13 protein-coding genes and 1 riboswitch are annotated in these 13003 nt (G+C 40.7%); all 13 genes read right to left on the bottom strand.

Features of this window, described 5'->3' with window-relative positions:
• Positions 1–65: 65 nt before the first annotated feature.
• Positions 66–923 (bottom strand): M23 family metallopeptidase, encoded by an 858-nt coding sequence (locus QLQ22_RS16860; protein ID WP_223436371.1) that lies wholly within the window; start codon positions 921–923, stop codon positions 66–68.
• Between the two features lie 398 nt (positions 924–1321).
• Complete coding sequence (locus QLQ22_RS16865) at positions 1322–2464, bottom strand: hypothetical protein (RefSeq protein ID WP_223436373.1); 1143 nt, start codon at positions 2462–2464, stop codon at positions 1322–1324.
• A complete protein-coding gene (gene sigX, locus QLQ22_RS16870) occupies positions 2461–2997 on the bottom strand; it encodes an RNA polymerase sigma factor SigX (protein ID WP_223436375.1) in 537 nt (178 codons plus the stop codon). The genes QLQ22_RS16865 and sigX overlap by 4 nt, the downstream gene beginning before the upstream one ends.
• A gap of 297 nt (positions 2998–3294) precedes the next feature.
• The gene (locus tag QLQ22_RS16875) at positions 3295–3873 is read right to left on the bottom strand and encodes a cob(I)yrinic acid a,c-diamide adenosyltransferase (RefSeq protein ID WP_223436377.1); all 579 of its coding nucleotides are present in this window, start codon (positions 3871–3873) and stop codon (positions 3295–3297) included.
• A gap of 71 nt (positions 3874–3944) precedes the next feature.
• Positions 3945–4460, bottom strand: coding sequence for an ECF transporter S component (locus QLQ22_RS16880; protein ID WP_223436379.1), 516 nt, complete (start codon positions 4458–4460; stop codon positions 3945–3947).
• A gap of 14 nt (positions 4461–4474) precedes the next feature.
• Positions 4475–4894: a DUF4430 domain-containing protein gene (locus tag QLQ22_RS16885; RefSeq protein WP_223436381.1), complete on the bottom strand. Its 420-nt coding sequence runs from the start codon at positions 4892–4894 to the stop codon at positions 4475–4477.
• A gap of 165 nt (positions 4895–5059) precedes the next feature.
• Positions 5060–5261, bottom strand: a riboswitch (cobalamin riboswitch).
• Between the two features lie 88 nt (positions 5262–5349).
• Positions 5350–7155, bottom strand: coding sequence for an ATP-binding protein (locus QLQ22_RS16890; protein WP_223436383.1), 1806 nt, complete (start codon positions 7153–7155; stop codon positions 5350–5352).
• Positions 7152–7874 (bottom strand): response regulator transcription factor, encoded by a 723-nt coding sequence (locus QLQ22_RS16895; protein WP_223436385.1) that lies wholly within the window; start codon positions 7872–7874, stop codon positions 7152–7154. Before QLQ22_RS16895 ends, QLQ22_RS16890 begins: the two co-directional genes overlap by 4 nt.
• 220 nt (positions 7875–8094) lie before the next feature.
• Positions 8095–9270 (bottom strand): c-type cytochrome biogenesis protein CcsB, encoded by a 1176-nt coding sequence (gene ccsB / locus QLQ22_RS16900; RefSeq protein ID WP_223436387.1) that lies wholly within the window; start codon positions 9268–9270, stop codon positions 8095–8097.
• A 25-nt stretch (positions 9271–9295) separates the two neighbouring features.
• Positions 9296–10933, bottom strand: a complete 1638-nt coding sequence (gene resB / locus QLQ22_RS16905; RefSeq protein WP_284015236.1) for a cytochrome c biogenesis protein ResB — start codon at positions 10931–10933, stop codon at positions 9296–9298.
• Between the two features lie 16 nt (positions 10934–10949).
• On the bottom strand, positions 10950–11471 hold the full coding sequence (resA, locus tag QLQ22_RS16910; RefSeq protein ID WP_284015237.1) for a thiol-disulfide oxidoreductase ResA: 522 nt from the start codon (positions 11469–11471) through the stop codon (positions 10950–10952).
• A gap of 100 nt (positions 11472–11571) precedes the next feature.
• Entirely contained in the window at positions 11572–12297 is a 726-nt protein-coding gene (gene rluB / locus QLQ22_RS16915; protein ID WP_223436393.1) for a 23S rRNA pseudouridine(2605) synthase RluB, read from the bottom strand.
• Between the two features lie 178 nt (positions 12298–12475).
• Positions 12476–13003 (bottom strand): spore maturation protein, encoded by a 528-nt coding sequence (locus QLQ22_RS16920; protein ID WP_223436395.1) that lies wholly within the window; start codon positions 13001–13003, stop codon positions 12476–12478.

Consider the following 13003-nt stretch of genomic DNA (forward strand, 5'->3'; position numbering starts at 1 on the left):
GTCTTCCCCCTGCAAGTTTTGTCCATTATAACTTTTTTTGCGCAGTGTGACAATGCATTTTCTGTTTATTCTGAAGAACTGGAATGATTAGAGATTTTTAAGTTCTGATAAGGAAAAATCGCTTCACTTTTCAAACGATTTTCTTTTTTCAGCTGCTGAACAGAAACTTGAAACTCATCTGCAATTGAAAAAAGTGTATCTCCCTTTTTAACTGTGTACGTTTTAGATTTCGCCTGTTCTTTTACGATTAGCCTTTGGCCTATTGCCAAACTGTCTAAAGTAAGCCCGTTCAGCCCTTTTAAGGCTTCAACGGAAAGACCATATGCTTTTGAAAGCCCCCACAGCGTGTCCCCTTTTTTAACAGTAATTGCAGCTGGATTTTTCACTTCAGCAGAGGCGGGCTGAGAAAGGACAGGCACTGTTTCAATCTTGTTTGCAGCCACCATCAGAAATGGATCAACAGCATTTTTTTTATCGTAAGTCCACTTTTCCTTATGTACTTCAAAATGAAGATGTGTCCCTCTGGAAACCCCGGTATTTCCAATAATGCCAATTTCCTGTCCTTTCTCCACTTTAGCAGTTTCCGAGACTGACCTTTTGCTTAAATGAGCATAGACTGTTTCATAGCCTTCAGGATGATGAATAAATACAACATGTCCATATGTATCTGAATAATAGGATTTCGTAACAAGGCCCTCCTGCACTGACTGAATGATTGTGCCTTCAGGAGCTGCTATATCAATCCCTTTATGCTTGCCGCTTCTTGTTCCAAATGTATCTGTAATCGTACCCTTTATCGGGCTTGACCATTTTACAGCATTTGCTCTTTCTTCGGCCTTTGCCTGCGTTCCGCTTACGAATAATAGAACAATGCATACTCCGACTATTAATGCGATTGATAATCTTCTTAACAAATCTAACATAACTTCCCCCTAGATACTTGTTTGTCAAAAAATGACCAATACTAGTATTATGCAGGGATTTCCATTTCATACATGAAGATTGCCTTTACAAAGACCATCCTTGTTTTGATAAGTGCGTCAAGCAGGATTAATCCTGTATATTTTCTATAACTTTATCTACTTTTTGAAATGAGATTTTTTTATGAAACTGCTTGTTTACTTTTTTCTCTATTGAGGCAAACATACATGAAACTTGTTTGGCCCTTTTTTTAGTGCGAAATATGATTTTTCTGCGGGATATATCGGATTATTTGCGAAAAGGATCTGCTTTTTCAGCAAAATGGTGAAGTTAACAGGCTCGGCATCTTCCAATCCAAAAGAAAAAACCGCAGCATTCCTGCTGCGGTCTTCACATCTCTTTATTCATTTAATTCTACAGGATTTGGAGAAAATGGCACAGGCACTGCTTCTGTAACATTCATATCTCCGACTCTGTCTACATTTATTCCTTCAAACTTCACATTCTCATATCCAAACTCTTTAGCTGTCATGAGAATGGCTTCAAGCATCAGAGTATCTGATTCATTATCATCAATTGTTGATTCATCTGTAAACTCAATTGTTACGTTATGATTTTTTTCTTCAATCTCTTTAATGACCACTGTTTTTTCGATGACAGGCTTAAGCCCGAGCGTTCCATTGCCTTTCATTGCGGACAATGCCTCAGACAGCTTTTCGAATGGGAGAAGGGAAGGTGCAAGGAGTTTAGGCGCTTCTATGCTCTCCTGATATAGGAAATAAGCTTTTCTTTTGAATTTGTCCAGTTTCATCCCTTCCTGGAAGCCATATGCACCAAGCTCTATTCCTTTCTCTCCGTTTTTATAGTACTCTGCTTCTTCCACGCCCTGCCAGCGGAAAGACTCTTCAATGCCTTCAGTAAAAAGTTTGTTGTCTGTTTCTGAAGAGGACTGAGCAAAAGAATTTTCGTTCACGTCGATTAAAAGCTTAGAAGTCGTCCCTTCCGCATAATCAAGGTTAGTTCCCGTTAAAGAAGAAGAACTCAAGCCGAGCTGTGCTGGATCAAATGCTGATAGAGCCGATTGGAATAAATTCAGATAATCTTCACTCTTCTCCATTTTAACGCTGACTGGAATCATGTTTTGAACTTGCTGATCAGGATATGCAAGAGTGACAATTGAAACCTGGTCTTCGGGACGGGCAACAAATGTGGTTTTTTCAGACTGAACGTAAAGGTTAGATTCACTCTTTAAACTTGAGTCCTGGATGGATTGCTCTGCTTGTTCATAACTTGCTTTGTCCATGCTTGAATCTGATTTGCTTTCATTTACTCCGAGCTGATTAAGGAAGTATGGCGATATCAATAAGAGAATTAAAAGTGCGGCGATGCTTGCGAAAGCAGGTGTCACCCAGGGCTTTCTGTGTTTATATTCATTTTTCGGCAATCGGGCATAAATTTCGGCAGAAGTCCGTTTATCTTCAATCACCGGAAGCTTTTTTATGGCTTTTGCAATTTGTTCTTCATTCCAATTTGATTTGTTCATCCCTTTAAAATCCCCTCCTCCCTCACATTATGGTCTGCCAAATGTTTTTTTAATGCTTTTAATGCTCTGTGCTGTGTGGTCTTCACCTTACTCTCAGTAAAGCCAAGTGCAGCCGCAGTCTCAGCAATGGACAGCCCTTGAAGATAACGGAGAATGATGACAGAGCGCTGATCTACTGTACAGCTGTCAAGAGAACGGTAAATTCCCTGCAATTCTTCATTTTGAGCGGCAATTTCCTCAGGCAATGGCTGAACATCCTTTATTTGCTGCCGGTCCCAGTCAAATGTTTCAAGAATTCTTTGCTTCAATGTTTTTTGCTTTCTGAAAAAGTCAATGGCAACATGCCTTGCTATAGAAAAAATCCACGTTTTTTCACTGCTTCTGCCTTCAAAGCTGTCATAGGATTTTAAAATGCGGATATATACTTCCTGAACGAGGTCTTCAGCCTGCTCACGATTTTTTACCATATAAAATAAAAATTGAAAAATATCTCCATGATATTTTTCATAGATCCTCTGAAAGGCCTCTTCCATGAATGTACCTCCGATCACACCATTAGTCGATTTTGTTTTATAAAAAGTTACATATTATTCACTATATATCTGTTCAAGAAAAGTTCAAGCGCCCGTTTAGCTCAAGCATGACAGATAAGAATCCGCAAGAAAAGTCCGTTTGTGACTTTTTTGGCGGATTCGTTCTGACACGCATCTAGGCATCGGCGCCGGCTCCGAACGCAGATATCTTTATTATATAATCCACAGCCTTTTGACTTTTATAAATTCCTGAACGTATAAAAAGGAAGGTGCTCCCTTCCTTTATTTCCAGCTATTTTATGATTGTTTAGGCTTCGTAAATACGATTGCGCTTCTTTCGTATTCTACATCTTTAGAGCCAAGCCTCGCATTCGCGACTCTTGCAGCAGCAAAGAAGTAATCTGACAATCTATTCATATATGTTAATACGTGTTCATTAATCTCCGTCTGCTTCTGCAGGGAAACGATGCAGCGTTCAGCTCTTCTGGCTACTGTTCTTGCAATATGTATCGCGGATGCTGCTTGTGTGCCTCCGGGAAGGATAAATCGCTGCAGCGGAGGAGCTTCAGCAGAATAATGATCGATTCTTTCTTCTAAAAATGCAATCATTTCAGCTGTTGTTTTATAGGGATGCTTCTGTTTGCCATGTATAACCGCAAGATCACTGCCGCAATCAAACAGTTCATGCTGGATCTTTTCAAATTCATGATACAAGTCAATCAGTTTTTCTTCATGAAGCCACGTCATGGCAAGTCCGACAAATGAATTTACTTCATCAATTGTGCCGTATGCCTCGACTCTTAAGTCATCTTTGTCGACACGGCCGCCAATTATACTTGTTTTCCCTTTGTCGCCAGTTCTCGTATACAGATTCAATTTTAAGCAGCTCCTTTAGGGTTTAAAATAAAAAGAGCGAATCTAATCGCTCTTTTATTTTACCATTTTTCTTATTGCATTGTTATGCCATAATCCTTCTTATTCAAGTAATACTCAAACGTTTTTCGCATAACAGGATAAAGCAGAAGAAAGAAAATTCCATTTCCGATTGCATGTGCTGTATCAAAAGGCAAGCCTGCAAGGTAATAAGCTAAGCCATGGTCAGTTAATACAAACATATTCAGTGATACAACAAACCCGAAAAGATAACCCGACAATACAGAAATGGGTGTAAAGATGATCAGACGATTTGATTTCACAAATTTGCCTAAAAAACCTGATAATAACGCGAGTGTACCCCATGCGAGCATTTGCCAGATTGTCCATGTTCCCATTCCGAGCAGCAAATTGCTCAAGAAGCAGCCTAATACGGCTACAATCATGCCATTTACAGGACCAATTAGGATTGAAGTAATCAGAATAATCGCTGTCATTGGCTGGACGTTCGGAACAAATTGAAAGGCCATTCGCCCTACAACTGATAAAGCAATCAGCAGGGAAAGCAGACTGATTCTTCTAGTTGTCATAACGTGATCCAGGATTACTCATATTTTCTTAAATCGAACTCTACTTTATCTCCATCTTTCAGCTCGATTTCATTAGCACCAGTCATCGCATCTTCTCCATTTACGATTAAGTGCCAGTAGGTTTTATCCTTATCGCTTGCCATCATTCCATCAATTCCGCTGATGAACCCTCCAGCTTCTTCCACTTCAAAATTCGCTTTCATTGCATCCATCAGAGTCTGCCCTTCTTCAAAAGATACTTCTTTTGAATCAACTTTCTCTGCCATTTCGTTTTTAGTCAGTGTAACAACAGCTTTTGTCTCTTCTGCTTTTTCTCCATTTTCAGCGGCCTGCTCTGATCCCTGAGCTTCCTTCTTCGGCTCCTCTGCTGTATTTCCGCAAGCTGCAAGCAGCGCTAAAAATAAAACAGACAGTAAGCTTAAAAATTTATTCACAACTAATCTCTCCTTCATCTGTATGTAACTATTTTGTGAAACATGAAACCACAAAACAAAAAGCCCATCTGCAGATGGGCTTAATAAACGGCATAATAAGAAACAGATTGTATGCAATGAAACATAAATCCTGCCGTTTCTATGCTCAACCCCCGAAGAATACAAACAATGTAAGAGATTCCGGCAGGTCTACTGACTTTTGCTTCATTCTCCACTTGAACCTTCCCATATAATAAACAGCAAGAGAGCCATCTGATTATATAGTGGTTTAACCAAAGTTTCGTCGGCAAATACAGTTGCGGGGACAGTTCAGGCATTGCACCCGATTCCCTATTAAGCGTAAAGCACCTATATCTCAAAATATACGATTTTTAATTCAGTCTTATTTTACATAAAATGACTCAGGTCTTCAACAGTAATTTTATAAGGCGTTCCTTATGAAACAAGAATTTTCGTCACGTTCTATCAGAAAGATCGCTTTTTCGAGGCAAATAGAAGCTGAATGCTGTACCTTCATTTACCTTGCTGTGTACATTGATCGTGCCGGAATGGGCATCTACGATGTTTTTTGCAATCGCGAGGCCAAGTCCCGTGCCCGAACGGCCTCTCGTTCTTGCTTTATCTGCTTTATAAAACCGTTCAAAGACAAAAGGCAGATCTTCTTCTACAATACCTGTACCTGTGTCTTTTACATCTATTTTCATGCCGCCTGCAACGGTTTGAACATGAATTTCAACAGATCCCCCTTCAAGCGTATGCCTGATCGCATTATCAATAAGATTCGTCAAAACCTGCTCAATTTTATCGGGATCTAAAACAAACTCAGGGTCATCTATCGAAAATGAAGAGGTTAACGTAATTTTTTTGTCCCTTGCAAGTCCCTGGAATTTTCGGTTGATTTTTTCAATAAACTCATGAATAGAGATTCGTTCTAAATTCAGAGAAATGTGACCGGCTTCCATTCTTGCCAGGTCCAGTAAATCGTTAACAAGTCTTCCCATGCGCAGCGATTCATCGTAGATTACCTGTGCAATCTCCTTTTTCTCTTCTTCAGAGCTTGCAATGTCATCGACGATCGCTTCACTGTATCCCTGCAGCATGGCAATCGGCGTTCTCAGCTCATGACTTACATTGGCAATAAAATCCTTCCGCAGCTTATCCAGCCTTCTCTCTTCTGTCATATCTCTGAGAACAGCAACTGCACCCCGAACATATGACTGGTTATAGAGAGGGCTCATAACCATCACCCAGCTTCTGCCCTGCAGATTGACCTCGACTATGTGTTCTCTCTCTGTGCTGACAACTCTTTGAAATAATTCTTTTGCTACTGGAGGGATTTCCTCTCCCTCATTAATTTGCATTTTTTGTTCGTAGTACCAGGACTGAAGAAACCGTTCAGCAGGGGGATTGGTGACGAGAATCGTCCCGTCAATATTCAGCGTAATGACTCCATCTGCCATACTGCTTAAAATACTGGTTAAATGTTCTTTTTCCTGGTTGAGTGCATTGATATTGAATTTCAGCTGCCTGCCCATTTGATTAAACGCGACGGCAAGCTCGCCAATTTCGTCATGACTTAAAATCGGCACCTTCGTATCAAATTTTCCTCGTGTAAGCTCCTGCGTTACTTCCCGCATTTTTCTGAGCGGATAAGTGATTCTTGTTGATAGAAAGAATGCGAATATCGTTGTTAATACAATGGCAATACCTGCCGCAAGCAGAATATATTTTGTCGTATGCTTTGTTGTTTCATGAACAGCAAGCAGCGACTGCGACATAAACACTGCCCCGTTTTCTCCATTTTTCAGCTCATAGGGTACGCCGACGACCAGCACTTCCTCGTTATTATCCGAACTGATCTGCTGCTCAATGGAGAGTTGGGTGAGCTTGCTGACATTTTTTTGATCTGCAAATACTTTAGACAGCTCGCTGTCATTCTGAATATCCTCCATTTCAAAAACAGGGGTACTGTCAAATTTCTTTGGCGAAAACCAGTATTTGTTCTGATCTTCCACGATGATGATGCTTGTAAGCTCATCGGCCAGTTCCCATGAGATTGACCTCGCCAGTTCTTGATCTTCATGTTTTTCAAGAATAACAGAGATTTTGTTGGCTAATTGTGTAAGCTCCCGTTTGGCCTCGTCCACATGATAATTTTCAATGAATTCCAGAAGAAGCACAGTCAGAATTAATAAAACAAATGAAACGAGCAATAAAATGGTAAACCACAGTTTACCGACAACGCTTTTCCAAAACATCATTCACTGCCTACCTCAAATTTGTATCCAACTCCCCATACAGTCACAATCATGGCAGCTGCATCCGGTGATACCTTGCTCAGTTTTTCTCTCAGGCGTTTTACATGTGTATCAACTGTACGCAGATCACCAAAGAACTCGTATTGCCATACTTCTTTTAATAATTTCTCGCGGTCGTATACTTTGTCCGGTGTTTTTGCGAGGAAATAAAGCAGCTCATATTCTTTAGGAGTTAAACTGACCTCTTTGCCGTCTGCAAGCACCCGGTGTGCATCGTGATCAATAGAAAGATGCGGGAACACGATAACATTTTTAGCTTTCGTTTCTGTTTTCAGGAATGATGTTGTCGATGAGCGTCTAAGAAGTGCTTTCACTCGCAGAACGACTTCTCTTGGACTGAAAGGCTTTACGATGTAATCATCTGTTCCGACTTCAAAGCCCTGAACCCTGTTTACCTCTTCACCTTTTGCCGTAAGCATAATGATCGGAGTGGCTTTTTTCAGGCGCAGCTGTCTGCAAACTTCAATCCCATCGAGTCCGGGCATCATTAAATCAAGCAGGATTAAGTCATATTCTGCAGACAATGCCATTTCAAGAGCATCACTGCCGTTGTCAGCTTCTTCAATTTGATAGTTTTCTCTTTCTAAATACATTTTCAAAAGTCTTCTGATTCTGTCTTCATCGTCAACGACCAGGATTTTATAGTTCATGTTGTTTTCCATCTTGCTTCTCCTCCTTCAAGTACCCAATACCATTATCTTACCAAAAAACCTTCACTTTATATGAGTGAAGGCTCTCTTGATAAAAAAAGTACAAGCAACTGTTTAGCTTCTGCAGGAAAATCCGGGTTTGACTTTTCCTGCAGATTTGTGCTGGGCGATGGACCTGCATACCAATGCGAAAAACTTTATACTTTCTTTTCTCTTAAAGAAAAACTCTTAACTATGCGTAAGAATGCAGACCGGCAATCACCAGATTGACAAAAATCAAATTAAACATGATGATGGCAAAGCCAATAACTGCAAGCCATGCTGATTTTTCTCCCTGCCATCCTTTTGAAAGACGCAAATGCAGGTAGGCTGCATAGAAAAGCCAGGTAATTAATGCCCATACTTCTTTAGGGTCCCAGCCCCAAAAGCGTGTCCAGGCGATTTGAGCCCAGATCATTGCAAAAATGAGCGCTCCCAGAGTGAATACCGGAAATCCAATTGTAACAGATCGATATCCGATTTCATCTACTAAATCGAGGTTGACGTTTTTGGTGAGAGGCTGCAGGAAAGCTGAGATTCGCTTTCTCAAGATTAACCGGATCGCTCCGTATAATAATAATCCGGTGCCAATTGACCAAATGACAGTATTCAGCTTTCTTGCAGAAATAAGAGCGGGAACTTCAACAAGAGCTTCCATTTTGCCTTCTGTTAAAAGTTCGCCTTTATGAGGGCCTACCAGAGCAGGCATATTATAGATCATTTCTGCATTTTGCTCATTTTTATCTGTCCACTTATAAACGGCTTCATAATCCATCATTCTGAAGGTGCTTGTCATTGCAATAAATGCAATCGTAGCTACAAGTGTAAACATGACAACCTCAAGCCAGAATGTTTTCTTGGAATTTTTCGTTTGATCCACTGTCCGGATCAAATAAATCACACCTGCTATAAAGCTGATGGCAAGAATCGCCTGACCAAGAGCCGCTGTTGTCACGTGAATGTGCAGCCAGCTGCTTTGAAGCGCTGGGATAAGCGGTGAGATATCTGTCGGAAACATGCTCGCATAAGCGATAAGCAGCAATGCGACCGGCAGAGTAAATAACCCTAAAACAGACACTTTATAAATAAAGTAGAGTACTATAAATGCCAGAACAAGCATCATGCCAAAGAATGTTGTAAATTCAAAAAGATTGCTGACCGGTGCATGACCGGATGCGATCCATCTCGTAATGAAATAGCCAACTTGTGCTGCAAAAGCAAGAATTGTGATTGCAATACCCGCAGTCGCCCATTTACTTGGCTTTTTGTATTCTTTCCTCTTATCACGGATGGCTCCGCCAAAAAGAAATGTCGCAGCCAGATATAAAATGAATGCTGCAAATAGCAAATTACTGCTTAAAGCCGCCACTCCTTTTCCTCCTTTATGACTTGTCTTATTTCTCGTCTGACTGATCCTTCGGCTTTTCAATCAATGTGCCTTCCAGCACTGAATCAATCTCATTTTTAATGCCGTACCAATTCTTATTTGTATGCCCGGCAAGAAGAATTCCTTCTCCGCTTCGTCTCAGCCAGATGCGCCGATGATTCCAATACATACCCTGGGTAACGCCAATCATGAAAATGGCTCCGCCAAGTCCAAGGAACCAAAGAGTATTGTCTTTGCGAACAGTAAGAGCTGAGAGATTCTTTGTTTCCACGCCTTCAAACTTCATTTTCAGCTGGTTGTCTTCATTTGGTTCGATTGTCTGCTGAATAGCAACGAAGCTTGTTTCGCCCTTAGGTTTATCAGGAGAAATCATTTTAAATACAAAAGCAGGATTATCTGGTATTCTCGTTTTCGTTGCAGGCTCTCCCTCACTGTTAAAATAAAAATCAGGAAGATAGCTTGCCACTTCTACTTTATAGCCATTGCCCAAATCAAATTCTTTTTGAGGATCCAGCAGATCAATTGTCAGCTGTCCAAAGTTTTCCTCCGTCTCTTTGTCTACTAAACTAAAGGTCATTTTATTCAATTCATTTAATTTATAATCCACTTGATACAAAGCGTATGAATCATGCTTAAGCGGCTGATTTACTTTAATTTGCTCATCTTTTATTTTTTTTAGCTCAGGCTCTTCCCCGATAACCGCTTTACCCTGTCTCTCGTACAAAGTAACGTTCGTCTGATAATTTTTTACGACGCTGCCGTCCCCAACTCTAGTAAGAGCATCCTGAAATACTTCATCTTCGCTGTCTTTTTTGTATGTTTCCATCACAAACTTGTCGCTTTGGAGAAAATATTTGCCTTCTGTCCCCGGAATGACATTCGTTTCCCCTTCGCGAATCCAAATGACATCATCCACATACATTCCCGGTACAAACCTCAGCATAGCTCCAAACAAAAAGATGATCAGACCGATATGATTGACATAAGGTCCCCATCTTGAAAAACGATTTTTCTCAGCAAGGAGATTCCCGTTTTCCACTCGGACATGATAGCGTTTTCTCTTCAGTCTGTCTTTAATAATTTCAAGCTGTTCCTCTGCCTTGCTGACTGAAGAGGTTTCGCTGAATAATCGCTGTCTTCGCATAAAGCTTTCATGGCGTGTGACACCTTGTTTTTTCAACGCGCGGTAGAGCGGTACAAAGCGGTCTAAACTTGCAATGACCAATGAAGCGGCAAGCGCTCCGATTAAAACCATGTACCACCAGGAGCTGAATAACTCATGAAACCCCATTTGGTAATAAAGCTGACCGATTACCCCGTACTCCTCGCGGTAAAATTCCTCTGGAGTTACATTTGGCGGAATGTACATGACCTGCGGCAGGATTGTGCCGATTGCTGAAGCAATTAAGATCAGTACGATAATCCAGATGCCGACCTTTACAGATGAAAAGAAGTTCCAGATCTTATCGACCGGCGTTTTCTTATAAGTCTGTGAGCGTCTTGCACTGCCATCATATTTCATATCCAATAGCTTTTCAGAAACAGCTTGATTGCTGTCCTTTTCCTGAACAGGACGACCGCAGGATTCACAAAGAATCGTTCCGTGCGGATTACTGTGTCCGCACTTGCATTTCACTTCATTCATGATGAAAACTCCCCGTTTACGGCTTGATTGATTCCATATAATCCCTGACCATCCGCTCATTCATCTGGCCAGTGATAATTTCTGCTACTTTTCCATCTTTATCTATCAGAAATGTAGTCGGAAGCGGGACAACACCGTATGCTTCTAAAACTTGCCGGTCCTTATCCAGGACGACAGGAAAAGATAAATCATATGTATCCGTAAAGTTCTGTACGGCAATCTTTGATTCTGCGATGTTGACGGCAAGCACCTCTACACCTTGTTCTTTATAATAATCATACTGATTTTGCATATAGGGCATTTCGCGTTTGCACGGTTCGCACCATGTTCCCCAGAAATTCAGGAAAACGCCCTTCCCCTTATAATCAGAAAGCTGATGCTTGTCCCCGTTTATGTCTGTTAAGACAAAATCAGGGGCATCGCTTCCAACCTTTACTTTTTCCTTGCTTGAGAAAAAGTTTGTATATAACGTATATCCAAGTGCCGCAACCAGCACAAAAAGGATGACCGATCTCATGAGCAACCGTCTTTTTTTCATAAAAAACTCTCCCATATCCTCATACATTTCAACTCATTATATCACTGTTTATTTCAAACGTTTTCTTAATAATTTGAAGTTTATGTGAAAATTAAAGGGCTTACTTTCCAAACTTGGCAAGTGATCTAAGCTGTTTGACCTCATGCGGAGATAATTCGCGCGCATCTCCTGTTTTCAATCCTTTTAAGTCAAGGAACGCATAAGTTTCGCGTTTTAGTTTCAAGACAGGATGTCCAATTGCTTCAAACATGCGGCGGACTTGACGGTTTCTGCCTTCATGAATCGTCAGTTCAATGATGCTCGTTTGCTTCTTTTTATCCAATGAAACAAATTTGACTTTTGCCGGGGCTGTTTTGCCATCTTCAAGCATAATGCCCTTTTCGAGCGCCTTCAGGTTTTCACGGAGCGGAATCCCTTTTACTTTAGCTACATACGTTTTCTCTACTTCACTGCTTGGATGCATGAGCAGATTGGCAAATTCACCGTCGTTCGTCATGATTAATATTCCGGAGGTATCATAATCAAGCCGTCCTACAGGATAAATACGTTCTTTGATCATCGGAAAAAAGTCCGTAACTGTTTTTCTTCCTTTATCATCAATGGCTGCTGAAATGACGCCGCGCGGTTTATAAAGAATAAAATAGACTGGTTCTTCCTTTTCAACAGGGACACCTGCTACTTCAACACGGTCATTTCCGGAAACTTTCACTCCAAGCTCTCTTACGACTTTCCCGTTAACTGTCACTTTTCCTTCTAATATAAGCTCTTCTGCTTTTCTTCTTGATGCAAGACCTGCATGAGCTATCACTTTTTGTAAACGTTCCATTTCTTTCACCTCGTTAACATCTTACTTCTTATCATTTTTTTATACAAGTTCTCATCAAATGAACCCTTTTAAAAAATGCATGAAGCCTTATTATCTCACAAAAACGGTAACAGTGAGACAAAAATATTTCAGCAAATAAAAAGAGGCTCCGCATTTACCGGAAGCCCCTTCAAATCTATTAAAAAATCATCATGACAATAATGATCGATGCAATGATTCCCAAAAGATCAGCTAGTAAACCTACTTTAAGTGCATCTCCCATCTTTTTAACCCCTACAGCTCCAAAATAAACGGTCAAAATATACAAGGTTGTATCTGTGCTTCCCTGCATGACTGCTGCAAGCCTCCCAATAAAAGAGTCAGGTCCGTAGGCTGCAATTAAATCTGTTGTCATGCCAAGTGCTGCTGTTCCAGAAATGGGCCTTATAAATGCGAGAGGAACAATCTCGCTTGGAACGCCGATTGTATCCAATGCCGGTTTCATCATGCCTACAAAAAATTCAAGGGCACCTGAAGCTCTGAAAATCGTAATCGCTACGAGCATGCCAACTAAATAAGGAATAATTGAAAAGGCAATATCAATTCCTTCTTTGCCGCCCTCTACAAATGTTTCATATGTCGGCACTTTTTTGAATGTCCCATATAATAGAATAAACCCGATGATCAGCGGGATCATCCATAAAGAGATTAGACTGATCATTCCCAT

Origin of the sequence: Metabacillus hrfriensis (genome assembly GCF_030127205.1) — a bacterium.
GTDB lineage: Bacteria > Bacillota > Bacilli > Bacillales > Bacillaceae > Bacillus_P > Bacillus_P dongyingensis.

Excerpts from the sequence above, each read along its gene's own strand:
- QLQ22_RS16860 (WP_223436371.1), bottom strand. The coding sequence starts at position 923 with ATGTTAGATTTGTTAAGAAGATTATCAATCGCATTAATAGTCGGAGTA.
- QLQ22_RS16865 (WP_223436373.1), bottom strand. The coding sequence starts at position 2,464 with ATGAACAAATCAAATTGGAATGAAGAACAAATTGCAAAAGCCATAAAA.
- sigX (WP_223436375.1), bottom strand. The coding sequence starts at position 2,997 with ATGGAAGAGGCCTTTCAGAGGATCTATGAAAAATATCATGGAGATATT.
- QLQ22_RS16880 (WP_223436379.1), bottom strand. The coding sequence starts at position 4,460 with ATGACAACTAGAAGAATCAGTCTGCTTTCCCTGCTGATTGCTTTATCA.
- QLQ22_RS16890 (WP_223436383.1), bottom strand. The coding sequence starts at position 7,155 with ATGATGTTTTGGAAAAGCGTTGTCGGTAAACTGTGGTTTACCATTTTA.
- QLQ22_RS16895 (WP_223436385.1), bottom strand. The coding sequence starts at position 7,874 with ATGGAAAACAACATGAACTATAAAATCCTGGTCGTTGACGATGAAGAC.
- resB (WP_284015236.1), bottom strand. The coding sequence starts at position 10,933 with ATGAATGAAGTGAAATGCAAGTGCGGACACAGTAATCCGCACGGAACG.
- resA (WP_284015237.1), bottom strand. The coding sequence starts at position 11,471 with ATGAAAAAAAGACGGTTGCTCATGAGATCGGTCATCCTTTTTGTGCTG.
- rluB (WP_223436393.1), bottom strand. The coding sequence starts at position 12,297 with ATGGAACGTTTACAAAAAGTGATAGCTCATGCAGGTCTTGCATCAAGA.
- QLQ22_RS16920 (WP_223436395.1), bottom strand. The coding sequence starts at position 13,003 with ATGGGAATGATCAGTCTAATCTCTTTATGGATGATCCCGCTGATCATC.